Origin of the sequence: Aeromonas simiae, assembly GCF_000820125.1 — a bacterium.
In the GTDB taxonomy this organism is placed as follows: domain Bacteria; phylum Pseudomonadota; class Gammaproteobacteria; order Enterobacterales; family Aeromonadaceae; genus Aeromonas; species Aeromonas simiae.
Window position 1 is genome coordinate 3,664 of record NZ_CDBY01000066.1, and the last position, 23,314, is coordinate 26,977.

General features: G+C 57.5%; 20 protein-coding genes and 1 pseudogene. 15 read left to right on the forward strand and 6 right to left on the reverse strand.

Translation table 11 applies throughout. The features are described from left to right. The 5 genes from ftsY to can all read left to right on the forward strand — a co-directional run. The coding region (gene ftsY, locus BN1134_RS14050) for a signal recognition particle-docking protein FtsY (RefSeq protein WP_042047990.1) at positions 1-1,245 on the forward strand (1,245 nt) is incomplete at its 5' end. 50 nt (positions 1,246-1,295) lie between these two features. After that, a complete protein-coding gene (gene ftsE, locus BN1134_RS14055; protein ID WP_042047991.1) occupies positions 1,296-1,964 on the forward strand; it encodes a cell division ATP-binding protein FtsE in 669 nt (222 codons plus the stop codon). Next, positions 1,964-2,917 carry a permease-like cell division protein FtsX gene (gene ftsX, locus BN1134_RS14060; protein ID WP_042047992.1) on the forward strand — a complete coding sequence of 318 codons (954 nt, stop codon included), beginning with the start codon at positions 1,964-1,966 and terminating at the stop codon, positions 2,915-2,917. Before ftsE ends, ftsX begins: the two co-directional genes overlap by 1 nt. Before the next feature lie 459 nt (positions 2,918-3,376). Next, entirely contained in the window at positions 3,377-4,225 is an 849-nt protein-coding gene (rpoH, locus tag BN1134_RS14065; protein WP_042047993.1) for an RNA polymerase sigma factor RpoH, read from the forward strand. A 143-nt stretch (positions 4,226-4,368) separates the two neighbouring features. Continuing rightward, positions 4,369-5,025 carry a carbonate dehydratase gene (gene can / locus BN1134_RS14070; protein ID WP_042047994.1) on the forward strand — a complete coding sequence of 219 codons (657 nt, stop codon included), beginning with the start codon at positions 4,369-4,371 and terminating at the stop codon, positions 5,023-5,025. Between the two features lie 119 nt (positions 5,026-5,144). Here can and BN1134_RS14075 read toward each other — a convergent pair whose 3' ends face one another. Then, positions 5,145-6,203, reverse strand: coding sequence for a porin (locus BN1134_RS14075; RefSeq protein WP_042047995.1), 1,059 nt, complete (start codon positions 6,201-6,203; stop codon positions 5,145-5,147). A 224-nt stretch (positions 6,204-6,427) separates the two neighbouring features. On the opposite strand from BN1134_RS14075, the gene glpX reads away from it, so the two are divergent. The 3 genes from glpX (at position 6,428) to rraA (ending at position 8,485) form a co-directional block, all read left to right on the forward strand. Next, complete coding sequence (glpX, locus tag BN1134_RS14080; protein WP_042047996.1) at positions 6,428-7,438, forward strand: class II fructose-bisphosphatase; 1,011 nt, start codon at positions 6,428-6,430, stop codon at positions 7,436-7,438. Positions 7,439-7,510: 72 nt separating this feature from the next. Beyond that, a complete protein-coding gene (locus tag BN1134_RS14085) occupies positions 7,511-7,762 on the forward strand; it encodes a YkgJ family cysteine cluster protein (protein WP_042047997.1) in 252 nt (83 codons plus the stop codon). Positions 7,763-7,999: 237 nt separating this feature from the next. Further along, entirely contained in the window at positions 8,000-8,485 is a 486-nt protein-coding gene (gene rraA, locus BN1134_RS14090; protein WP_042047998.1) for a ribonuclease E activity regulator RraA, read from the forward strand. A gap of 52 nt (positions 8,486-8,537) precedes the next feature. Here the strand turns inward: rraA and BN1134_RS14095 are convergent, their stop codons facing one another. Next, positions 8,538-9,092: a cytochrome b/b6 domain-containing protein gene (locus BN1134_RS14095; protein WP_042048000.1), complete on the reverse strand. Its 555-nt coding sequence runs from the start codon at positions 9,090-9,092 to the stop codon at positions 8,538-8,540. Positions 9,093-9,212: 120 nt separating this feature from the next. Then, the gene (locus BN1134_RS14100) at positions 9,213-9,665 is read right to left on the reverse strand and encodes a YaiI/YqxD family protein (RefSeq protein WP_042048001.1); all 453 of its coding nucleotides are present in this window, start codon (positions 9,663-9,665) and stop codon (positions 9,213-9,215) included. A gap of 101 nt (positions 9,666-9,766) precedes the next feature. Between BN1134_RS14100 and zntB the strand changes: the two genes are divergently transcribed. Further along, the gene (zntB, locus tag BN1134_RS14105; protein WP_042048003.1) at positions 9,767-10,732 is read left to right on the forward strand and encodes a zinc transporter ZntB; all 966 of its coding nucleotides are present in this window, start codon (positions 9,767-9,769) and stop codon (positions 10,730-10,732) included. A 7-nt stretch (positions 10,733-10,739) separates the two neighbouring features. Further along, on the forward strand, positions 10,740-11,255 hold the full coding sequence (locus BN1134_RS14110) for a mechanosensitive ion channel domain-containing protein (protein WP_042048004.1): 516 nt from the start codon (positions 10,740-10,742) through the stop codon (positions 11,253-11,255). A 32-nt stretch (positions 11,256-11,287) separates the two neighbouring features. Here the strand turns inward: BN1134_RS14110 and BN1134_RS14115 are convergent, their stop codons facing one another. Genes BN1134_RS14115 through BN1134_RS14125 form a run of 3 tightly spaced genes read right to left on the reverse strand, consistent with a single transcriptional unit; the run spans position 11,288 to position 13,932 of the window. Beyond that, positions 11,288-11,536, reverse strand: coding sequence for a hypothetical protein (locus BN1134_RS14115; RefSeq protein ID WP_042048005.1), 249 nt, complete (start codon positions 11,534-11,536; stop codon positions 11,288-11,290). Between the two features lie 27 nt (positions 11,537-11,563). After that, positions 11,564-12,145, reverse strand: coding sequence for a DNA-J related domain-containing protein (locus BN1134_RS14120; RefSeq protein WP_042048006.1), 582 nt, complete (start codon positions 12,143-12,145; stop codon positions 11,564-11,566). Continuing rightward, complete coding sequence (locus BN1134_RS14125; protein ID WP_042048008.1) at positions 12,145-13,932, reverse strand: cation:proton antiporter; 1,788 nt, start codon at positions 13,930-13,932, stop codon at positions 12,145-12,147. Before BN1134_RS14125 ends, BN1134_RS14120 begins: the two co-directional genes overlap by 1 nt. A gap of 378 nt (positions 13,933-14,310) precedes the next feature. On the opposite strand from BN1134_RS14125, the gene BN1134_RS14130 reads away from it, so the two are divergent. The 5 genes and pseudogenes from BN1134_RS14130 to BN1134_RS14150 all read left to right on the forward strand — a co-directional run bounded on the left by BN1134_RS14130 (position 14,311) and on the right by BN1134_RS14150 (position 23,275). Beyond that, positions 14,311-15,822 carry a sensor domain-containing diguanylate cyclase gene (locus tag BN1134_RS14130; protein ID WP_042048009.1) on the forward strand — a complete coding sequence of 504 codons (1,512 nt, stop codon included), beginning with the start codon at positions 14,311-14,313 and terminating at the stop codon, positions 15,820-15,822. Between the two features lie 84 nt (positions 15,823-15,906). Further along, a complete protein-coding gene (locus tag BN1134_RS14135; protein WP_042048072.1) occupies positions 15,907-17,928 on the forward strand; it encodes an EAL domain-containing protein in 2,022 nt (673 codons plus the stop codon). Between the two features lie 263 nt (positions 17,929-18,191). After that, positions 18,192-20,138 (forward strand): annotated as a pseudogene (locus tag BN1134_RS14140) (LTA synthase family protein). Positions 20,139-20,220: 82 nt separating this feature from the next. After that, positions 20,221-21,036, forward strand: a complete 816-nt coding sequence (tcdA, locus tag BN1134_RS14145; protein ID WP_042048010.1) for a tRNA cyclic N6-threonylcarbamoyladenosine(37) synthase TcdA — start codon at positions 20,221-20,223, stop codon at positions 21,034-21,036. 259 nt (positions 21,037-21,295) lie between these two features. Further along, on the forward strand, positions 21,296-23,275 hold the full coding sequence (locus BN1134_RS14150) for an LTA synthase family protein (RefSeq protein ID WP_042048011.1): 1,980 nt from the start codon (positions 21,296-21,298) through the stop codon (positions 23,273-23,275). The last annotated feature ends 39 nt before the right edge of the window (positions 23,276-23,314 follow it).

Sequence of the window (23,314 nt, forward strand, 5' to 3'; positions counted from 1 at the left end):
GCCGAAGCCGCCCGCGTGGCTGCCGAACAGGCGCGTCAGGCCGAAGCCGCTCGCTTGGCTGCCGAACAGGCGCGTCAAGCCGAAGCAGCTCGTTTGGCTGCCGAAGAAGAGGCCCGTCAAGCCGAGGCCGCTCGTCTGGCTGCCGAAGAGGCCCGTCAAGCTGAAGCCGCTCGTCTGGCCGCCGAAGAGGCCCGTCAGGCTGAAGCTGCTCGTTTGGCTGCCGAAGAAGAGGCCCGTATCGCGGCAGAGGCGGATGCCGCCGCGCTGGCAGCCTTGCCGTTGGCCGCCAAGGTCGATGACGATACCCAGGAAAAGCCCCAGCGTGAGGGGCTGTTCGCCCGCCTCAAGCGCAGTCTGGTGCGCACCCGTGAGAATATCGGTTCCGGCTTCTTTGGCCTGTTCCGTGGCAAGAAGATTGACGACGAGCTGTTCGAGGAGCTGGAGACCCAGCTGCTGAGTGCGGATCTCGGGGTCGAGACCACCACCCGCATCATTGACGGGCTGACCCAGCATGCCAGCCGCAAGCAGCTCAAGGATGCCGAGGCGCTCTATGGCCTGCTCAAGCAGGATATGGGCGAGATGTTGACCCAGGTCGAGCAGCCGCTGGCGATCGACACCAGCAAGAAGCCCTATGTCATCCTGATGGTCGGCGTGAACGGGGTGGGCAAGACCACCACCATCGGCAAGCTGGCCAAGCAGTTTCAGGCCGAGGGCAAGAGCGTGATGCTGGCGGCTGGCGATACCTTCCGCGCCGCTGCCGTGGAGCAGTTGCAGGTGTGGGGGCAGCGCAACAACATCCCGGTGATTGCCCAGCACACCGGTGCCGATTCGGCCTCTGTCATCTATGATGCCATCGAGGCGGCCCGCTCACGCGGGGTGGATGTGCTGATTGCCGACACCGCAGGTCGTTTGCAAAACAAGAACAACCTGATGGAAGAGCTCAAGAAGGTCGTGCGGGTGATGAAGAAGCTCGACGAAGAGGCGCCGCACGAGATCATGCTCACCGTCGATGCCGGCACCGGCCAGAACGCCCTGAGCCAGGCCAAGTTGTTCAACGATGCGGTGGGGATCACCGGCATCACCCTCACCAAGCTCGATGGCACTGCCAAGGGCGGCATCATCTTCGCTGTGGCGGACAAGTTCCAGATCCCGATTCGTTACATCGGGGTCGGCGAGGGGATCGACGATCTGCGCCCCTTCGTGGCCAATGACTTCATCGAGGCGTTGTTCAGCCGCGACGAGTGATCGAGATCGCGGGCTCCCTCGGGGGCCCGTGCAGTTATCGGGAACCACACATGATTCGTTTTGAACAGGTCAGCAAGGTCTACAGTGGCGGCCACCAGGCCCTGCAGAAGGTGAATTTTCACCTGCGCAAGGGGGAGATGGCCTTTCTCACCGGCCATTCCGGCGCGGGCAAGAGTACCCTGCTCAAGCTCATCAGCGTGATGGAGCGGCCCACCGACGGTCGTATCTTCTTCCATGGCGACGACGTGACCCGCCTCGACCGTCGTTATATCCCCTATGTGCGCCGCCAGATCGGCATGATTTTTCAGGATCACCGTCTGTTGATGGATCGCACCGTATTCGACAACGTGGCCCTGCCGCTGGTGATCGATGGATACGGCCACGGCGACATCGTCAAGCGGGTGTCGGCGTCGCTCGACAAGGTGGGGCTGCTCGGCAAGGAGCGCTATCAGCCGCGCATGCTCTCCGGCGGGGAGCAGCAGCGGGTGGGGATCGCCCGGGCCATCGTCAACAAACCCCCTTTGCTGCTGGCCGATGAGCCGACCGGCAACCTCGATCCCCAGCTCTCGATGGACATCATGCGTCTGTTTGAGGAGTTCAACCGGGTCGGTGTCTCGGTGCTCATCGCCACCCACGATCTTGGGTTGATTGCCCGCATGCGCTACCGCACCCTGACGCTCAAGGCCGGGCGCATGTACTCGCAGGAGAGGGAGGCATAATGGGGGTCGTCCGTCACAAGCAGCCTCTGTTGCGTCGCTTCGTCATGTATTGGGTGGATCATGTCCGTCAGGCGTTCGCCAGCCTGGGTGAACTGTGGCGCTATCCGCTCGCCACCATGATGACGCTTGGCGTGCTTGGTGTAAGCCTGGCGCTGCCCTCCTGCTTTCATGTGCTGCTGAAAAACGCCGAGCGGGTGGAGAGTGGCTGGCAAAATAGCTCGCAGATCACCCTCTACCTGCGTAAGGATCTGCCACAGGCAAGCATCGATGCGTTGCAGGAGCGGATCTTGATGTACCCCGAAGTGGATCGGGTTGAGTACCTCAGTCGTGACCAATCCCTCGCCGAATTCCGTGAATACTCGGGCTTTGGCGACGCTCTCGATTACCTCGACAGCAATCCGCTGCCGCCCGTGTTGATCGTGGTTCCCGACATAGCCTGGCGCACGCCCAACGGGGCCAGTGAGCTGCTTGGCAAGCTCAACAACGAAAGCGGGGTCGAGCAGGGGAAGCTGGATCTGCAGTGGCTGGAGCGCCTGCAAGGGATCATCAAGTTGCTGCGGCACACCATCACCGGCATCGCCGTGCTGCTGCTGTCAGCGGTGCTGTTGATCGTCGGTAACACGCTGCGGCTGAATATCCTCAACCAGCGCTCCGAGATCGAAGTGCTCAAGCTGGTGGGGGCGACGGACTCCTTCATTCACCGCCCCTTTCTCTATACCGGGGTGTGGTTTGGCGTCATTGGCGGCATGCTGGCCTGGTGGCTGACCGAGGTGATGGTGTTGTGGAGCGAGGGCGTGGTGAGCGAGCTGGCAGGCCTCTATGAGAGCCAGTTCCGGTTGGCCGGGTTAGGGCTGGTTGACGGCCTCAATCTGATACTGCTGGGTGCCCTGTTGGGGCTGATCGCCTCCTGGTTTTCGGTGCATCGCCATATCCGCGATATCGAGCCCTCCTGATCACGGAATGAGCGGGAAAATTCGCTGGATTTTGCGATCTGGATCAAGTACAAGGGGGACCTTTGCTGGCGGGCTGCCTGTAGTCGTTATACTCTGGGCGATGGGGCAGCGCTGATCCAAGGATCGTCAGGATCCGCGAACTTTTCGATGAAACTATTGTCTTAGTTAGAGATTTATACGGGTGTGGCAAAGGGCCCTACCTGTGCCGGCTTGGCAAGCATGTGAAGGTTGCGAGCTCCGCAACAATGGACTTAGCATGCTACTTTTCAGGGGTCCTTCACTGTGACCCCTTTTTTTATGTGTATTCACACAGGGTTCACGCCACTTCCTTATCATCTGCTCCTTGTGGCCAGAGTGTCTGCTAACTTGCTGACGCAGGCCCACAGATTGAATGGGTGACGGTGGACAGCCCGAATGCGGGTGATACACTGCCCTGGTTGATATGAATAGAGGTATTCGATGGGAACTTCATTGCAGCGCACCATGTCCTTGATTCCGCAGGGCAGCCTGGAGGGTTATATCCAGGCGGTGAACTCGATCCCTGTGCTCAGCGCAGAGGAGGAGCGTGCTCTGGCCGAGCGGCTGCAGCAGGATGGGGATCTCGAGGCTGCCCGCCAGCTGGTTATGTCCCACCTGCGTTTTGTCGTTCATGTAGCCAAGAGCTATGCCGGTTACGGCCTGCCCCAGGCCGACCTGATCCAGGAGGGCAACATCGGCCTGATGAAGGCGGTCAAGCGTTTTGACCCCACGGTCGGCGTGCGGCTGGTCTCCTTCGCAGTGCACTGGATCAAGGCTGAAATCCACGAATATGTCCTGCGCAACTGGCGCATGGTCAAGGTGGCGACCACTAAGGCTCAGCGCAAGCTCTTCTTTAACCTGCGCAAGAGCAAGAAGCATCTCGGCTGGTTCAGCCAGGAAGAGGTGCGTGCGGTGGCCGACGATCTCGGCGTCTCCCCGGCGGAGGTGGTTGAGATGGAGGCGCGCATGAGCGGCCAGGATCAGGCCTTCGATCTGGTTGACGATGACGACGAAGGGTTTGCCCCGGTGCACTACCTCGAAGATAAGTCGTCCGATCTTGCCAGTAACATCGAAAGCGATAACTGGGACGATCACGCCTCCACCCGTTTGGCATCGGCGCTGGCCACTCTCGACGAGCGCAGCCAGCACATCATCCGTGCCCGCTGGCTGGATGAAGAGAACAAGTCTACTTTGCAGGAGCTGGCCGATACCTACGGCGTCTCTGCCGAGCGGGTGCGTCAGCTCGAGAAGAACGCACTCAAGAAACTCAAGGATGCCATGGACGTTTAAGCGTCATGGAGTGAACAAGCAGGGCCTGATGGCCCTGTTTTTGTGTCTGGTCTCAGCACAGGTCGCACCTGTGAAATGCAGGGTTGCTTCGCCCTCAGCCCACTGTGGTAAGGTGCGCAGCAGCAACGACAGGGAGAAATTTCGTGAAACTGTTGAATCAACTGTTCATCAACAACCGGGAGTGGGCCGAGCAGATCAAGGCCGAGGACCCTAATTTCTTTACCCAGCTTTCCGCTCAGCAGGCGCCGGAGTATCTCTGGATCGGCTGCTCTGACAGCCGGGTGCCTGCCAACCAGCTGATGGGGCTGCTGCCCGGTGATGTGTTTGTCCATCGCAACGTGGCGAACCTGGTGGTGCACACCGATTTCAACTGCCTCTCGGTGCTGCAATACGCGGTCGAAGTGCTCAAGGTTAAGCACATCATCATCTGCGGCCACTATGGCTGTGGTGGCGTCAAAGCGGCGATGCAGAACCAGGAGCTGGGCCTCATCGACAACTGGCTGCGCAACATCAAGGACGTCTACTTCAAGTATCAGGAAGAGATCGACGCGGTCGGGGATGAGCATGAGCGCTTTGACTACCTGTGCGAGCTTAACGTCGCCGAGCAGGTGTCCAATGTCTGTCACACCACCATCATCCAGAACGCCTGGCGGCGTGGCCAGGAGCTGGCGGTACACGGCTGGATCTACGGGATCAAGGATGGTCTGTTGCAGGATCTCGGCGTCTGTATCAGCGGCCCCGAGCAGATCCCCGATGTCTATCGCACCTGGCTCGACATCAAACCCCGCCAGCGCCGATAAGCGGGCCATTGTGCTAAGTACCTGGAACGGGCGCCTTCATGGCGCCCGTTCTTTTACCAGATAAAAAGCCCGGCACAGCAAGGCTGGGCCGGGTGGAAGTATGGAAGTTAAGCCGGGGATCAGAAGTCGTAACGGGCGGCCAGCTGGAAGTCATCCTTCACGTTGAGCTTGCCGCTGTCGCTGCTGTCGAGATTGTTGATGCGGTATTCACCGATGATGCGCAGGTTCTTGTTGAACTTGTACTGGGCGCCGAGGGTGTAGTAGTCGATGGCGTCGAAGTCAGCTCCGCCGCTCTGCTCGATCTTCTGTTTGTTCCACAGCGCCATCAAGCCGAAGCCGTTGGCAAAGTTGTAGCCCAGTGCCGCTTCCCAGCCGGTGTGATCCTGCCCGTCCTTGATGAAGTCGGCGCCGTCGGCGTAGCTCAGGGCTGCATAAACGGCCTTGTCGTCATACTTGGCGGAGATGAGCCACAGCTTGGCGTCTGCTTCACCGTCTTGTTGGCGCAGGCCCACGTTGTAGGCGGTACCGATGGAGAGGTTGAACGGGAAGGTGTAGGCGATGGCCGCGCCATAGGCCGGGTCACTGTTCTTGTTGCCCACGTCCTCGGTGTCGCCGCCGTCAAACTTGTAGCTGGCGTCGAACTGCAACCCGTTGAACAGGCCGGAGTACTTCAGCACCGAGCCGGCACGGTTGGTGGCGAAGGTATCGGTCTTGGCGCCCAGCGCCTCGTTGCCATAGCCATCGGAGAGGGAGACGTCAGTCCAGTCGGCCAGGAAGCCGGGGGCCCCCTTCTGGCGGCCGAAGGTGACCGTGCCCCAGTCGCCGCCCAGACCGGCGAAGGCCAGGCGGGTGCGCAGATTGTCGGAGTTGTCGCTGACGGTTTTCTCACTGTCGTTGACGTAAAATTGCAGCTCGTACTGGGCGACCGCCTTCAGACCGCTCTGGATCTGGCTCTCGGCCTTGGCGCCGATACGGGCAAACTGGTTGGCGCCCTGCTTATCGCTGTACTCGCTCTTGATCTTGCCGTCGGCGTCCAGCTCCTTCTTGTCGCCGAAGAAGTGGCCGGCGTAGATGCGGCCATACAGATCCAGCGCTGTGGTGTCATTCTTGAATACTTCGGCAGCTTGGGCCTGGAAGGCGCCAGTCAGTGCCAGTGCCACTACGGTCAGCTTTTTCATTGTCGTCCCTTGGGTTGTAAGCATTGGTGTTAACAAGCGAGGCCATGCTAGGCAGGCGGGATGACGGAGGGGTGACTGAAACATGAAAGATGGATGTCACTTTTTGTTATTTTTCATGAAGCTGGCCGCTTTATATCCGGCTCGGCGTGAGTTTTGCACGCAAAGGTTTGCCTGTGTGGTAGAATGTCGCGCGTTTTTTTAGGTTTTAGTGTGTTGGTGATGCGATGAGACGTGAACTGGCAATCGAATTTTCCCGAGTGACCGAGGCCGCCGCACTGGCTGGCTACAAGTGGCTCGGACGGGGCGACAAGAACATCGCCGATGGCGCGGCCGTCGCCGCCATGCGCCACATCCTCAACCAGATCCGTATCGATGGCGAAGTGGTCATCGGCGAGGGTGAAATCGACGAGGCGCCGATGCTGTATATCGGCGAGAAGGTGGGCACTGGCGAAGGGGATGCGGTGGATATCGCTGTCGATCCGATCGAAGGTACCCGCATGACGGCGATGGGTCAGGCCAATGCCTTGGCCGTACTCGCCGTGGGTGACAAGGGCTCCTTCCTCAAGGCGCCCGACATGTATATGGAGAAGTTGATCGTCGGCCCGCAGGCCAAGGGCGCCATCGACCTCAACCAGGCGCTCGAGTTGAACCTCAAGGCCGTGGCCAAGGCGCTCGGCAAGCCGCTTTCGCGTCTGACCGTGATCACCCTGGCCAAGCCGCGCCACGACAAGGCGATCAAGGAGATGCAAGGACTCGGTGTTCGGGTGTTTGCCATTCCTGACGGTGACGTGGCCGCCTCGGTGCTGACCTGTATGCCGGACAACGAAGTGGACATGCTCTACGGCATCGGCGGCGCTCCGGAAGGGGTGATTTCGGCGGCGGTGATCCGTGCCCTCAATGGTGACATGCAGGCCCGCCTGATCCCGCGCCACCTGGTCAAGGGAGACAGCCCCGAGGTTCGGGCGCTGGGTGAGCAGGAGATCGCCCGTTGCGAGGCGCTTGGCCTCAAGGTGGGTCAGGTGTTGCAACTCAACGATCTGGTGCGCGATGACAACGTCATCTTCTCTGCCACCGGGATCACCAAGGGCGATCTGCTCGACGGCATCACCAGCAACGGGGTGCTGGCCACCACCGAGACGTTGCTGATCCGTGGCAAGTCCCGCACCATCCGCCGCATCAAGTCGACCCACTACCTGGATCGCAAGGATGAAGTGGTTCGCGACATCATACTGTAAGCTGTTGCCGACCCTTTGAAACAGAGACGGCCCATCCTGTGATGGGCCGTCTTTCTATATGTGGAGCCGACCATGGAATGTCGCCCCGGCTGTGCGGCCTGCTGCATCGCCCCCAGTATCTCCTCGCCCATCCCGGGCATGCCGGATGGCAAGCCCGCCGGCATCCCTTGTGTGCAGCTCGACGATCAGTTCGGCTGCCTGCTGTTTGGCCTTCCCGAGCGCCCTGCCGTGTGCGGCGGCTTTCAGCCGTTGCCCGATGTGTGTGGCAGCCATCGCGATGAGGCGCTCTGGCTCATCGGCGAGCTGGAGCGACTGACCGGCTAGCGCCGATCGCGTGTCACCGCCTGGTGGCGGCGCGGTATGGCAGAGGGGGGCAGCACAGCGCCCGTTGTGTGGTATTGCGCCGTGATCCACCTGGCGGGTGCCGACTATTGGCGCATGACGCCGTCAGATTTAAGTGCAAAACGTGATCAGAAAGAGGTCAAAGCGGCAATTGCCTTTGAATTGGCGGGCATGCTCCTTATACTGGGTTCACCTGTTTCCAGCCGTGGACCCATCACTATGGAATACAACACCTCCGAACTGTGCGACATCTATCACGACATGGTGGATGTGCTCGAACCCATGCTCTCCTCCTTTGGCGGCCGTAACTCCTTTGGCGGCGTCATCACAACGGTCAAATGCTTCGAATCTAACGGCCTGATCCGTGAGCTGGTGCAGGAGAGTGGCGTCGGCCGTGTTCTGCTTATCGACGGTGGTGGCTCCCTGCGGCGAGCCCTCATCGATAGCGACATCGCCGGCACCGCAGCCGAGAATGGCTGGGAGGGGATTGTCTGCTACGGCTGTGTGCGTGAGGTCGATCAGCTCGAAGAGTTGGACATCGGCATTCAGGCGCTGGCCGCGATCCCGGTCGGTGCTGATGATAAGACGGTGGGAGAGACCGATCTGCCGGTCAACTTCGGTGGCGTGACCTTCCTGCCGGACGATCACCTCTATGCCGATACCACGGGCGTCATCCTCTCGCCGGAGCCGCTCGATATCGAGTAGCACAGCGTTGAGTAGAAAACGGGAGCCATCGGCTCCCGTTTTTACATCCGCATTAGCGAGGATCTTCCACCTGGGTATCAGGCGCGACCCGCTTGCTGCCGGTCACCATGGCGCGCAGCAGATCGCTTCGGGTGAGACGGTCGATGAGCAGCACGGCGGCGGCATGCAGACCGGCCAGCGCCAGCAGGCTGTTGGCCAGCGTACCGTGCAGCGCCTCCAGCCAATCCTCGTCTGCAACGCCATCCCAACCGGTCATCCAGCCGGTCAGCACCGTGCTGCCCAGCAGGGTCATCAGCGCCAGGATCATCAATGCGCCCACCGGGTTGTGGCCGAGGTAGTAGGGGTGATGGCCATCGTGCAGCCGGCGAAAGAAGTGACGCAGTCGGGCCGGGGAAGGGAACCACTGGCCGAAGCGGGCGTAGTGGCTGCCGGCAAATCCCCACAGCAGACGGAGCAGCAGCAATCCCCCCACCGTATACCCGACCAGCCGGTGTGGCCGGCTCCCCTCTTCCAGCACAAACCAGTTGAGTGCGCAGAGCAACACCGTGCTCCAGTGCAACAGGCGGATCAGCAGATCCCAGACGCGCCATGTACGGGGTGGGGTCATCCTGCCCTCCTGCGGGGACAGACGGGCAGCAGGGGCATCCGTTGCATCTATGTGGCTCCTCGATATGGCCTGTGTCGAGGAGCAGTGTGGCGGGGGAGTCTTAAGCGGGCATTAAGCCCACTAGGCGAGGCGGCCCCGTTGCAACCAGCGGTCGAGGGCATTGGCGAAGCGCTGCCGGTCAGCCTGGTTGAAAGGCGCAGGCCCCCCGGTCTGCATGCCGGCCGAGCGTAGCTCCTCCATGAAGTTGCGCATGCCGAGGCGGGCCTTAATGGTCTCACGGGTATAGATTTCGCCGCGCGGGTTGAGCGCCTCGCCACCGGCTTCAATCACCAGATCGGCCAGTGGAATATCGGCGGTGATCACCAGATCCCCCGGCGTGACCGAGGTGGCGATGAGATGATCGGCCACGTCAAACCCCTTGGGCACCTGGCGGCTGACCAGCCAGGGGGAGGGAGGCAACCGCAATGCCGAGTTGGCCACGAAGATGGCCATGATTTCGGTGCGGTGGGCGGCACGGTAGAGGATCTCCTTGATGGGCACGGGGCAGGCGTCGGCATCGACCCAGATGGTCATGGTGGTCTCCTGATGACAAGGGGGGCACATGATAGCATGGTGGCGGCTGAGGCTGGCGCCGCTTTGGTGTAAGCTGGGGGCTTGCCGATGAAGGAGGAGTCATGGATCGCGTACCGGCTGACACGATTTACAGCCTGCAATTTGATGGTCAGGGGGGCATGCAGCCGCTACCGGAAGGGCGTGAGTTGCCGACGGAGGCTCCGAGCTGGGTGCATCTCGACTATGGCGATCCTGCGGTGGCCCGCTGGTTGTTGCAGACGCCCCTGCTGGGGGAGGCAGCCCGTGAGGCGCTGCTTGGCCAGAGTAGCCGCCCCAAGCTGGTCAAACTGGGCGAGACCGTACTGCTGATCCTGCGCGGGGTGAACCATAACCAGGGGCACAGGCCGGAGGAGATGGTGGCGCTGCGTATCTATATCACGCCGGATCTCATCATCAGCAGTCGGCGTCGCCCGCTGCTCTCGGAGCAGGATGTGTTCGGCCAGCTCTGCCAGGGCGTCGGGCCGGCCAATCCGGCCAACTGGCTGGTGGAGATCTGCGATGCTCTCACCGATCGGGCCGGCGAGTTTGTCGAAGGGCTGCACGATGAAATCCTCGAACTCGAAGAGTTGGTGTTGACCCGCCAGATGCCGGGCAATGGCCGGCTGGCCCGCATTCGCAAGCAACTCATCATGATCCGCCGCTACCTCTCTCCGCAGCGGGATCTGGTGGCCCGCCTCGGGAATGAGAAGATCAGCTGGCTGGAGGAGGATGATCGCCGGCGCCTGCTCGATATCGCCGACCGGTTGCGACGCTGGCTCGATGATCTCGATGCCGGCATTGCCCGTAGCGCCGTGCTGGCCGATGAGATGAATAACCTGATGGCCGAGGCCACCAACCGGCGAGCTTATCAGATGTCGGTGATGGCGCTGCTGTTTCTGCCCGCCACCTTCCTCACCGGTCTGTTTGGCATCAACCTCGGCGGCATTCCTGGTGCCGAGAGCCCGCTGGCCTTCTGGATCTTTACCGGTTTGTTGCTGACCCTAGCGCTGGTGCTGGGCGTCTGGCTCAAACTGCGACGCTGGTGGTAGAAACGACATGACTTTCTGGTACGCCTTTGGCCTGACCCTGGCCATCATTGCCGCTCATCTGCTGCTGCGCAGCCTGATCCACCGCAGTCTGATGGCCATCGGTCACGTCCGTCAGGTGAGTGAGACCCGAGTGCTCTATGTGGAGCACGTGTTCCACTTCCTGCTTGGCTGCGCCACCCTGATGGTGCTAGCCGGGGTGTGGGGGCTCGACTTCGCCCGGCTGGTGGTGTTGGCCTCCTCCTTCTTCGCCGTGCTGGGGGTGGCCATGGTGGCCCAGTGGTCGATCCTCTCCAACATCACTGCCAGCATCACCATCTTCTTCGCCTTCCCCTACCGCATCGGCGATCGTATCCGCATCATCGACAAGGATGACTCGGTCACCGGGGTCATCAGCGAGATCGGTCTCTTCTATGTGCGGATCCGCGATGACAACGGCGACAGCGTGACCTATCCGGCCAACCTGATCTTGCAAAAACCGGTGCGCAAGCTGGAGGGGAAAGCGCCGGGCGAGCAGCCCGAATAGCAGCAAGGCTCCCGTGGGAGCCTTGTTCGTTCTCAGCGCTCGAAGAAGCGGTAGAGGTGATCTTCCTGAATGGGACAGTCGGCGATCGTGTGAATGAGCTCGCGAGCGTCATTGACCGACGAGAAGCTGAGCGGACAGCCCAGGGTATCGGTCAGCTCGAACGCGACCCCATCTTCGTCACGAAACTCGACGATCCAACCGGGTAGCACGGGATCGTGCAGGATTTCTGCCGCATGCAGCCGTCCTTTGCGATAGAGGGCCTGCAGTTCGCTGCGGGTCATAGTGGCCTCCTGATGATGCGGTGTGCCTCACTCCTTGAGTGTAGGGCGCCCGCCGGCGGCGCGTTCCCAAGCCAGCCGCAACCGGATGAAGGTGGCCGCATCGCCGCCCCGATCCGGATGATGGCGCAGTGCCAGCTCACGCCAGCGGCGGCGCAATGTCCGCTCATCCACGTCGGCGGCGAGCCCCAGCTCGGCCAGTGCTTCCCGCCGCTCCTCATCGCTGCGCTGGCCCGCATAGCTCAGCCAGAATGTCTCCAGCAGGCGGGCGATCTCAGAGGCGTCTGTGCTCCAGAAGGTGTCCCAATCCAGGTAGTAGTCACGCAGCGGTGCATCGGTAGCGGGCCGCAGCGCGGCGCCGGCCGGTTGCAGCCCGATGGCCATGCTGTCGAGCTGTAGCCACCACCCTGAACCGCGCCACTCCTCTTGCAGTTGGTAGAGCGCATTCATGATGAGGAAGTTGCAGCGATAGAGCTGTATGGCCGGGTCATCGGCCAGCCGGGGGAGGGCGTTGGCCGCACTGAGATCGGCGTAGAGCTCGTTGAGTTTCCACAGGCGGCCGGGATGTCCCAGCCGCTCGAGCAGTGGTGCCAGCAGCGGATTTTCTTGCATTACTCCTCGCTGCGGGCCGGTTGTAGCGCGATGACCACCTCGCCGGGTTGGGGAGCCGGAACTTCGGTGGCGGTGACGATGCGCGGGGTCTTGCCCGGCTGCATCACAAACAGTGGCTGGGCGCCCGGGTTCGCTTCCTGGTAGGAGGCCCAGTCGAAGGTCTCGGAGAGGCGGGTGGCACGGATCTGGCCACCGCGCGCCAGCATACCGCCGAGGCGGGCGAAGGTGATATCGGCACCAAACAGGTTCTGGCGAGCGCGGAAGGTGGCGCTCTCCTTGTTGGCCTTGCCGTGCTGCTCGCTAGAACGCAGCGAGTAGACCTTCTCTTCCCCCAGCAGGTGGGCAAAATGCAGGACTCCGAGTGCGTTGTTGTGGCGATCCGGGGAGAGGGCAAGCACAGTGCTGAGGCTGGTGAGCGGCAGATGCAGCTCGGCATGCTCCGACTGGGGGGTACCGAAATAGCAGGGTAGGTTGCTCATCCATGCCAGCTTGCAGTGCTCCCAGGCCGGGTCGGTCAGGTGCACGCTCACCCCCTGCTCGGCCAGCGCCTTGCCGATGGCGCGGGCAACCGAGTTGGCCCCGATGATGAGCCAGGTATCTGGCGCCTTCTGGCGCTGATCGAGCAGCTCGGCCAGCGGCGCGGCCGTCAGGCTCTGTAGTACCACGGTGGCAATGATGACCGCGAACACCAGCGGCACCAGTTTGTCGGCGTCGGGGATGCCGGCCTCGGTTAGGCTCAGGGCGAAGGTGGAGCTGACGGCGGCCGCGACGATGCCACGCGGGGCGATCCATGACAGCAGGGCGCGGGAACGCCAGGGAAGGTCAGAGCCCCAGGTGGAAACCATGATGCAGAGGGGACGGGCGACGAACTGCACGATAAGCAGCAGAACCAGCACCATGGGCCCCATGGCCCACAGCTGACTCAGCTCGAGACGGGCAGCCAGCAGGATGAAGAGCGACGAGATGAGGATGACCGCCAGATCCTCTTTGAAGGTGAGCACCTCCTCGAGATCCAGTCCCTCCTGATTGCCCAGCCAGATGCCAAACACAGTGACCGCCAGCAGGCCGGATTCGTGCCCGAGCCAGTTGGAGAGGGCAAACGAGGCCAGCACCATGGCCAGCACCCCGAACTTGTGCAGGCTGATGGGCAGCCAGTCCCTGCGGATGAGTTGGGTGGTAAGCCAGCCAGCGGCCACCCCGATGGCGCCACCGACTACGACGGTATTGAGCAGGGCGAGCAGGGTGTGGCCAAGCAATCCCCCCTTGCTACCCAGCATGATGGCTTCAAAGATCAATACGGCAAACAGGGCGCCGATGGGGTCGATGACGATCCCCTCCCAACGCAGGATTTTGTCGACCTCTTTGACCGGGCGGATCACGTTGAGCATGGGGGCAATCACGGTCGGTCCCGTCACGACCAGCACGGCGCCCAGGATGAGCGCGACCCTGCCATCGAGGCCGAGCAGGAAGTAACCGGCGGAGGCGATCACTGCGAAGCTGGCCAGCATGCCGGTGGAGCAGAGGTTGCGCACCACTTTGCCAATGCCCTTGAGCTCGGCCAGATGCAGGGTGAGGGCTCCTTCGAACAAAATCACCGCCACCGAGAGTGAGACCAAGGGAAACAGCAGATCCCCGAGCAGGGCATCGGGGTCGAGGATGCCGCCAATAGGGCCGAGCACGAGACCGGTCAATAGCAGAAACAAGATTGCGGGCACTCGTAGCGCCCAGGCTAGCCACTGGGCCAGCACCGAAACCAGTGCAACGCCGGCAAGAAAGAGAGCGGTCATGATGAGATGATCTCCTGCGAATCTTTGAGAAAATAATAGTTATAGAGGATATATATTAATATCCTCTGGATAAGAAGTGTAAGTCATTAATGAAATATTTTGGCTGAGTTGTTTATTTATTTTTCCATTGACGACGTGATGAGCAATTACTCGATTAGTGGTAAAGGGCTCTTTGTCATATATAAATAAAATGCAATGGCGGTAGTCTTATGTGACGCATTATGTTGACATTTTAGTCATTAGTGTTATAATTTAAAGTTATATGGCTATTTTTCCCTGAATCTGCGCTTGGCGGCGGAATCATCGTTGCGATATAGCCTGTTTTTTACACTAAGAATCAGTGTCATATCTTTCTTTGCTAAGAATAATGAGTAGTTAATGAAAAAAATTAGTTTTGAAAGAAACTTAGATAGATATTTCATTGCCCTTATTTGTGGTTTGTTAATATTGTTTTCTGCTTGTGTGCTTTTTTTGTATCTTTCCAAGAAGGAAGAGATCGAAAAAAGTATGCTTTCTTTTATCAGTAATCTTGGCGTGTTAATCACGGAGCAATCCATCAAGCCAATAGAAACGCTGGTCAGTGCCGTGCATGGTGTTGCGTCAAGAGACTCGATAGAGCGATTGGTTGAGCATCGCCGTGACGAAGATGTCAGGCGGTTGTTGTCATCCATGCTGAACTCCACCTATGGTGTTAAATCTGTGTTGCTGTCAGATAGGAATGGGCGTTCTGTCACCATCCCTGATCTGGCTGCTAAAATAACGGATAATGCTAAGGATAGACCCTGGTTCAGCAATGACAGTGCGGCTCGCGACACTAATTTTTTCACCCCGTTATATAAAGACATTAGGGATGAATCGGCGGTCATTACTATATCTAGACCCATGTTTGATTACCGTGGTGATTTTATCGGTGTTGTGGGTGCAGATTTGAACTTAATTGCACTTAGCATGCCGCTACGCTCTCTTTCTCATGGTATTCCTGGCAAGGCCTTTGTTATTGAAAGAACGGGTAAAATAATCCTTAGCGGTGATCCGAATGATATTCGCAATGGTTCTGTTGAATATGATTTAGTGAGGGGGATGACTAATCTTAATGGGATTGTCTCTAGTGAACTAGATAATAATTATTTTTATTTCTATGTGTCATTTACTCACCCGGACTGGTTTGTTCTTTATCAGGTAAAAAAACAGGATATATATAATGTTCTGTGGGGCTTTATTCAGCCTGCACTGGTTCTATTCTTTGTCAGCCTGGTTCTGATTAATATTGTTTGGTATTTGCTGAGAACATCATATAACACGCTAATGCTCGATCTCTTCTCTGAGATTACCGTGGGGCGTTCTAGTGGTTCTATTTCATATAATGAAATAAAAGAAAATATTCATAAAACACAAGAGAATTATAAGGTAGTCAAAGAGCGATCCACTCGGGACATGCTCACTGGATTACTCAATCGTGGTCAGTTTGATCAAGATCTTAGTGCCTTGATCGATAGCAAGGATGCATTTGTATTATCGATTGTAGATATAGACGACTTTAAGCAAGTCAATGATACATACGGGCATGTCGTTGGTGATGAGGTATTAAAGGCAGTTGCGTCTTCCGGGGTAAAACTGTTAGGTGATTATGCCAGTATTTATCGCTATGGTGGTGAAGAACTGGCGGTTATTTTTAAGAACAGTGAAATGATGAGTGCTTTCTCGCTAATCAATGGGTGGAGAGAATTCATTGACAAGAAAGAATGGAGAGAGCCTGGATTGAGCGTCACATTCAGTGCTGGATTGCATCGTGGCGGATATGAAAATTCACATGAAGTCATTAGTAAGGCCGACTCTTTGTTGTATTCAGCGAAGAAAAAAGGGAAGAACATGGTCTTAATGGAAGATTAAATGATTCCGATGATGCTGTTTTTATGTCGTTATTATTAATGAGTCGAGAGCTATTTATGTTGTATTACTGGTGTGTTCTATAAAATGCGTACAGGTAAAACCACAGCCCATCGGTACCGTGAATATATAAGAGATATCTCGGTTATTTTTGTGATGCTACTGCCTTTGGCTGTGTGTCAGGCAATGTTATTGCTTTTTATCCGGTTGTTGGGTGTGGGAGAGTATGGCTACATATCCAATTTCTTTAAGCAATTATTGGATGTATTTCATAGCTTTTATCCAATAGCATTGTGTATTGCAACGGCATACCACTTTTCTTATAAAAAAGGGATTGTAAGCCTGGGTACAGTTATCTATACCTTGGTGATGTACTATCTCATCTCAATGGCCAGCGTCGATGTAAAAAAAGGTATATTTTTACCAGATGATGCTCTGATGGCTATTTTTTCTGGTGGTGTTACAGTTTATTACTGTGTTCTTTTCCCGTTAAGGGAATTACACCCATTGCGCTTAGATTTTGCAACGAATCTTCTGTGGAATACACTTAACTTTTTCTGCTTCATTATCTTATCTCTGCTGGTTTCTTTAGCATTCCACTCAACCGGTGAATATTTAACGAGCTGGTCGCTATCCGAGTTGGTTAACCCGATGAGTTTTGGTGGTAGCTTGATCTATGAATTCAGTCGCGGCGCGATGTGGTCCATAGGTATCAATGCACATCAACTGATGTCTTTTCTTAAGGATAATCTTGATTCAAATACACTTGAGAATATAGCTGCATGGAAAGGTGGTTATGCAAACATTTCCATCATCAACAGCATGTTTTACTACATTTATGCTGGTATCGGTGGGTCAGGAAATACGCTCAGTTTATTATTTGTAATCTTGCTGCTGGCTAAAGATAAAAAGCATATGGCATTTGCTTTAATGGCATTGCCATTGGCATTCTTCAATATCAATGAGCTCATCTTGTTTGGGTTGCCGGTCATCTTTAACCCCATCATGATCATTCCATTTATATTGGTTCCGCTACTATCGATCACCATTGCCTATGAGGTGATAGAGATTGGTATGGTTCCTGCCGCGACCCATATCACTGATTGGATTATGCCTCCATTATTAAATGCCTATGTCGCTTCAGAGGGAAGTATCTCTGCCGTCATTCTTCAGGTGTTGCTGATTATCATGGGAATGGTGGTGTATGCCCCATTCTATATGAAATACATAGGTGTCATGACCGCCTCGGATGGTAAGCAGGTTATCCAGCCCATCATGGAGAAAGTGACGTTTGTGGAGATGCTGGAGGAGATTCAGAATGAGGCACAAGAAAGCATGTGCAGAGTTGAGGCTCGCAATCTCATTCACAAGATGATGAATGAGGGTGAGTTCACCATGATGTATCAACCTCAGTTTGATATGGAAAATAATCATTTCTGTGCTGAGGCCCTGGTTCGCTATCGGGATGTTGAAGGTAAGCTACATCCACCCACATTCATCAATGCTTTCTTGAAGGTAGGGGCTATTGAGCAGCTAGATTCCATCGTGCTCGATTGTGTATTGGAAGACATGTCAAAACTGTCACTTCATGACAAAGATCGGGTGTCCATCAATATCTCTACGGAAACATTTAGCAGCCCTACCTTTCTCGATATGCTGCAAGATAAAATCAAGGGGTGGGGTGTTAACCCCAAAAACATTGAGATTGAAATCACGGAAGAAGCCATACTGGAACATGAGTATCAGGTACATAAAAATATTGATGCGGTACACCAGCTTGGTATTACGGTGGCAATGGATGACTTTGGATCTGGTTATGCCTCTTTCCCCCACCTTTTACAGTATCCATTCGACAAGGTGAAATTTGACCGTTCTCTCTTGTTGGAAACTGAGACCAAAAAAGGGCGTCATTTGTATCAGTTGCTGTCTCAGATCAGTTCATTGGGCCAGTGTAAGATTGTGGCAGAAGGGGTCGAGACGGAGCAGCAGAAGGAGTTTGTGCACAGCTGCGGCATCACCTCTATTCAGGGGTTCTATTTCCAGCGGCCGGTCTTTTTCACTGAGATAAAGCAGTTGATGGAAGAGCGGCGGGACGAGGATAAGCAGTGACGAGTTGCCGCCCATGAACCGAAGATAAGCTCCTTTAAGGGGCTTTTTTTGTGGCGTTTAACGCACAAAGAGAGGTCTGAGTGAATCCTTTTTTGCCAGTTTAAGCTTGGCTATGGAGTCATTGGGAAAGGGATGATAAAAAAACAATAAATTACTTACACCGATGAAACCAAAGCCATAGGCTGGGGTCTTAAAACTACACAATTACAATCGACATCTCTCTCTTGGATGAAGGAGATGACTCAGGATTATCAGGACACCGTATGCTCCGTCTTCGAAACTGGCTCGGGCCCTTTTGGCCCGTCTGCTGTTTTGCGCTGATCGCGCTTTGCACCCTCTCTCTGAGCCGCGCTGGTCTGGCACTGTGGTTGTAGGAACGGGTGGCCGACGTATCCGGCTGGCCCCCCGTGCTGCTACAGGGGATTCGCGTCGATGTGGCCACCTTGTGCTGGTTGTGGGGGATCCCGACCCTGCTGACCATGTTGTTGGGCGGGGAGCATGTCGTTGGCCGCCTGTGGCGGGTGCTGCTGCGGCTGTGGCTGACCCTCGGGCTGTGGCTGCTGCTGTTTATGGAGCTCTCCACGCCCACCTTCATCAATGAATACGGGCTCAGACCGAATCGGCTGTTCATCGAGTATCTCATCTACCCGAAAGAGGTGCTCAGCATGCTCTGGAGCGGACGCCCGCTCGAGCTGATCGGCTCCCTGCTGGCCTCTGGCCTGCTGCTCGGTGGTGGGTGGTGGCTCTCCGGGCGGGTCACCCGTGATCTCGCCATGCCGCGCTGGGGCTGGCGACCGCTGCTGGGGCTGCTGGTTATCGCGCTGGCTATTTTGGGGGGGCGTTCCACCTTGGGGCACCGGGCGCTTAACCCGGCCATGGTGGCCTTCTCCACCGATCCTCTCGTCAACACCCTGCCGCTCAACTCGGCCTACTCCGTCATTTTTGCGCTCAAGCAGCTCAAGAATGAGGAAGATCCCAGTCAGTACTACGGCAAGCTGCCGGCCGATCGGATTGTGGCGCTGATGCGTGAAGCCAGTGGCCGGCCGGCCTCCGCCTTTGTCTCTGCCGACATCCCTTCGCTCAGCCGCAACCAGGCCAGCTATCAGGGTAAGCCGAAGAATCTGGTGATCATTTTGCAGGAGAGCCTGGGGGCCCGCTACGTGGGGTCTCTCGGTGGCCTGCCGCTGACTCCCAACATCGATGCCCTCAGTCGTGAGGGGTGGGCGTTTGACCGGCTCTATGCCACCGGAACGCGTTCCGTGCGCGGCATCGAGGCGGTGGTGGCCGGTTTTACTCCGACCCCGGCCCAGGCCGTGGTCAAGCTCGACAAGAGCCAGACCGGTTTCTTCACCCTGGCCGAGCTGCTGCGCGATCGGGGCTATGACACCAGCTTCCTCTACGGTGGTGAGAGCCACTTCGACAACATGCGCAGCTTCTTCCTTGGCAATGGTTTTAGCCGCATTGTCGAGCAGAAGGACTTCAAGAATGCGGCCTTTGTCGGTTCGTGGGGCGCCAGCGATGAGGATCTGATGCGCAGGGCCAACCAGGAGTTTTCCCGCCTGCACCAAGCCGGTAAGCCCTTCTTCAGCCTGGTGTTCAGTTCGAGCAACCACGATCCGTTCGAGTTTCCGGACGGGCGCATCCAGCTCTATGAACAGCCCAAGGCGACCCGTAACAACGCGGCCAAGTATGCCGACTATGCGGTGGGCGAGTTCTTCAAGGCGGCCAAGGCCTCGGATTATTGGAAAGACACCCTCTTTCTGGTCATCGCCGACCATGACAGCCGGGTCAGTGGGGCCGAACTGGTGCCTATCGAGCACTTCCGGATCCCGGGGGTCATCGTCGGTGGCGGGATTGCCGCGCGCAAGGATCAACGGATCGTGAGCCAAATCGACATGGCGCCGACCCTGCTCTCCCTGATGGGGGTCAATGCGGACTATCCCATGCTGGGGCGCGATCTGACCCGTACCCCAGCGGATTGGCCGGGGCGGGCGCTGATGCAGTACGACAAGAACTTCGCCCTGATGGAGGGCAATCAGGTGGTGGTGCTGCAACCCGAGCACACGCCGCAGGGGTTCGTCTATGACAGGGCCAAGGAGGATCTGGTGCCGGCCGAGCAGAGCGCGGCGTTCAAGGAGCGGACGCTGGGCTGGTCGCTGTGGAGCGGAATGGCTTATCAGAAGGAGCTATTCCGGCTGCCGCGGCAGTGATGGGAAGGCGGAGTTCGACTCCGCCTTTTTCTTGCGCGCCACGGGGGGATATAATGCGCCCCCTTGCAACAAGGTGACCAAGATGACTCCTGAGTATCAGCAACGTTTCGGCGGGATTGCCCGTCTCTATGGCTTGGCGGCCCTGACCTCCTTTCACCGCGCCCACGTCTGCGTGGTCGGCATTGGCGGGGTTGGCTCCTGGGCGGCCGAAGCGCTGGCCCGCTCTGGCATCGGTCGTATCACCCTGATCGACATGGATGACGTCTGCATCACCAATAGCAATCGTCAGATCCATGCCATGCGGGGGACGGTCGGGCGCCTCAAGACCGAGGTGATGGCCGAGCGCATTCGCCTCATCAACCCGGAGTGTGAAGTGACCGAGGTGGATGACTTTGTCACCGCTGATAACCTCGCCGAGCACATTCACGAGGGGTTTGACTACGTCATCGATGCCATTGACTCGGTCAAGGCCAAGGTGGCCCTCATCGCCTTTTGCAAGCGGCGCAAGATCCCGGTCATTGTCGCCGGCGGAGCCGGTGGACAGATGGACCCGACCCAGGTGCAGGTGGCGGATCTGGCCAAGACCATTCAGGACCCATTGGCCGCCAAGGTGCGCAGCGATCTGCGCCGGCTGCACCACTTCAGCAAGAACCCGGCCCGCAAGTTCGGGGTGGAGTGTGTCTTCTCCACCGAGCAGCTCACCTACCCGGATGGTCATGGCGGCACCTGCCAGGCCAAGGCGAGCAGCGATGGCACCATGAAGATGGACTGTGCCTCGGGCTTTGGTGCCGTGACTCCGGTGACGGCCACCTTCGGTCTGGTGGCCACCTCAAGGGTGCTCAAGAAGATCGCCGAGCGTGGGGCCCGCAGCGAAAGAGCAGCGCCGAGTGGCGAATAAGTGTGCGATGCAAGCGAGCAGGGCAGCCCATGGGCTGCCCTGCTGCTATGTGGGCCACAAGAAAGGCTGCGCCATGTCTCAGGATGTGAATAAACGTCTCGGGGAGCGTTGATCAATCCAGACCGGCACGATAGGTTGAGACGGTAGATGTGATGACGATCTAATTAATAGCCCGTTTCCCGATTATTCACCCAATAACGATGAACTTGTGCGGCCTCCCGCGGTCTATCGAAGGCTATTTTCTCTATTGGTGCTGTGTATGTATCAGATCAGACTTCGTCAGTGTTTGAGTGCGCTGCTGTTCCTATTTTTTTGGCTGACCCTGCTCTCGATGACGACCCGTCTGGTCATGTTTTATACATTTGTCGATGCGGCACAGCTCATCGGCAAGGGGGAAGATGTACTGCGTATGTGGGGCACCGGTTTACGCTACGATATGCGTATTGCCGGCATGGTGGTGGCCCCTCTGCTGCTGCTGTCACTGTTGTTTGCGATCAGGGAACGAGGCTGGGCGCTATTTAAAGCGTTGCTGATCCCATTATCTGCCTTATTTTCATTCATTGTTGCCTGCGTCTCTATCGGTAATTATTTCTATTACCAGACGTACCATAATTATATTGATGTGTTTGCCTTTGGATTATTTGATGATGATACCAAGGCGGTACTTTCCAATATATGGCAGGATTATCCTTTACTTAAAAGCATGATGGCTGCCGGTCTCCTCTCATTACCCCCTGTCTGGTATTGCTATCGCAGCCACCGGCGCCGTATTACCCCTTGGCCAAGGGGGATATTTTACAGCGTGCTTTTGCTTTCCCTGATTATGGTGGCGATCGGTGCCAGAGGCAGTGTCGGTACGTTTCCGCTGCGCCGTGGTAATGCACAGGTCTCCGAGCTGACCGTCCTCAACAAGTTGACGCCCAATGGGGTGATGGCGATCGACTGGGCTATCAAGGACTATCGCTATGATATGCGCCTGCACAAGGTGAGCAAAACCGAGGGTGACCGGCTATTGACGCAGGTGGGATTGAACGCGCTGGAGGAGAAGAGCCCGGTCAACCCCTGGCTGGCGCAGCACAAGCCCCACGTGGTGATGAACCTGATGGAGAGCTTTGGCAGTAACTTGCTGGCGCTCGACGAGCCACAACGCAATGATTTATTGGGTAATTTAAGAATGCATTTCCAGCAGGACTTCGTGTTCAAGCGGTTTGTCTCGCAGGGTAATGGCACGGCCCCCTCGCTGGCGGCGCTGTTTTTCCACAGCCCGATGGAGAACATCAGCCACTCATCGGCGCAAACCAAGCCGATAGCGGGCACGCCGTTTGCCACTTATAAACAGGCGGGCTATCGCACCCTCTTTATCTCGTCGGGCAACATGATGTGGCGCAATCTGGTGACCTATTTGCCGGTGCAGGGGGTGGATAAGGTCTATGACCAGAATTCGCTGATGGAGCGTTATCCCGAGTCGGCGGCCGAGCTGACCGATTGGGGTGTCCCTGACGAATACGCTTATCGCCTGGCCGAAGAGTTGCTAGCCGAGGCGACGCAGCCGCTGTTTATCGCCCTCCTGACCATCACCAACCATCCGCCCTATGTGGTGCCCTCCCACTATGTGGCGAGGCCGGTAGCGCTGACGGATGAGGTCAAACGGCACGCCGAAGGGGGGCAGATCGAGCAGGTCAGCCTGCTGCAAACCTATCAATATGCCGCCAATGCCTTCGGCAACTTCCTGACGAACATCAAATCTTCGCCGCTGGGTGAGCGAACCGTGATTGCCGCCACCGGGGATCACCAGATGCGTCGGATCAAGGCTTACTACCCCACCGAGCAGGTACTGGATCACGCTGTGCCCTTCTATCTCTACGTCCCTGAGCCGATTCGGCAGCAGGTGGCCTTGCGCTTCGAGCCCAACCGGGTGGGTTCGCACAAGGACATTTTCCCAACCCTGTATGCCTTTAGCCTCTCCGGTGCGGCCTATCACACCTTGGGAGGGCGCAACCTGCTGGCCGAGCGGGACGACCCGAGCCGAGCGTTCGGTTACAACGAGGAGATCTGGATCGATGAGCGGGGCGCCACGCCACTGGTGGGTGGCAAGAGCCGTTACCCGTGGAAGCAGGCGCTCTACCTTGAGGAGCGCGCCGAGCCGATTGAGACGACGACGATACAACGCGTGCAGGCGTATCCCCAGCTGCTGCGCTGGCAGATTAACGCCAGTGTTATGGGGATGGAGGCGCCCTAGCAGGGGGCGGTTCAGCGAAAAAAGGCAGCCCGTGGGCTG

What these genes read in the sequence shown, in the direction of transcription:
- tcdA (WP_042048010.1), top strand. Translation starts at nt 20,221, where the DNA reads ATGACTCCTGAGTATCAGCAACGTTTCGGCGGGATTGCCCGTCTCTAT.
- ftsX (WP_042047992.1), top strand. Translation starts at nt 1,964, where the DNA reads ATGGGGGTCGTCCGTCACAAGCAGCCTCTGTTGCGTCGCTTCGTCATG.
- BN1134_RS14085 (WP_042047997.1), top strand. Translation starts at nt 7,511, where the DNA reads ATGGAATGTCGCCCCGGCTGTGCGGCCTGCTGCATCGCCCCCAGTATC.
- BN1134_RS14100 (WP_042048001.1), bottom strand. Translation starts at nt 9,665, where the DNA reads ATGACCATCTGGGTCGATGCCGACGCCTGCCCCGTGCCCATCAAGGAG.
- BN1134_RS14125 (WP_042048008.1), bottom strand. Translation starts at nt 13,932, where the DNA reads ATGACCGCTCTCTTTCTTGCCGGCGTTGCACTGGTTTCGGTGCTGGCC.
- ftsE (WP_042047991.1), top strand. Translation starts at nt 1,296, where the DNA reads ATGATTCGTTTTGAACAGGTCAGCAAGGTCTACAGTGGCGGCCACCAG.
- BN1134_RS14110 (WP_042048004.1), top strand. Translation starts at nt 10,740, where the DNA reads ATGACTTTCTGGTACGCCTTTGGCCTGACCCTGGCCATCATTGCCGCT.
- BN1134_RS14120 (WP_042048006.1), bottom strand. Translation starts at nt 12,145, where the DNA reads ATGCAAGAAAATCCGCTGCTGGCACCACTGCTCGAGCGGCTGGGACAT.
- glpX (WP_042047996.1), top strand. Translation starts at nt 6,428, where the DNA reads ATGAGACGTGAACTGGCAATCGAATTTTCCCGAGTGACCGAGGCCGCC.
- BN1134_RS14115 (WP_042048005.1), bottom strand. Translation starts at nt 11,536, where the DNA reads ATGACCCGCAGCGAACTGCAGGCCCTCTATCGCAAAGGACGGCTGCAT.
- BN1134_RS14150 (WP_042048011.1), top strand. Translation starts at nt 21,296, where the DNA reads ATGTATCAGATCAGACTTCGTCAGTGTTTGAGTGCGCTGCTGTTCCTA.
- BN1134_RS14130 (WP_042048009.1), top strand. Translation starts at nt 14,311, where the DNA reads ATGAAAAAAATTAGTTTTGAAAGAAACTTAGATAGATATTTCATTGCC.
- zntB (WP_042048003.1), top strand. Translation starts at nt 9,767, where the DNA reads ATGGATCGCGTACCGGCTGACACGATTTACAGCCTGCAATTTGATGGT.
- BN1134_RS14075 (WP_042047995.1), bottom strand. Translation starts at nt 6,203, where the DNA reads ATGAAAAAGCTGACCGTAGTGGCACTGGCACTGACTGGCGCCTTCCAG.
- BN1134_RS14095 (WP_042048000.1), bottom strand. Translation starts at nt 9,092, where the DNA reads ATGACCCCACCCCGTACATGGCGCGTCTGGGATCTGCTGATCCGCCTG.
- rpoH (WP_042047993.1), top strand. Translation starts at nt 3,377, where the DNA reads ATGGGAACTTCATTGCAGCGCACCATGTCCTTGATTCCGCAGGGCAGC.
- rraA (WP_042047998.1), top strand. Translation starts at nt 8,000, where the DNA reads ATGGAATACAACACCTCCGAACTGTGCGACATCTATCACGACATGGTG.
- BN1134_RS14135 (WP_042048072.1), top strand. Translation starts at nt 15,907, where the DNA reads ATGCGTACAGGTAAAACCACAGCCCATCGGTACCGTGAATATATAAGA.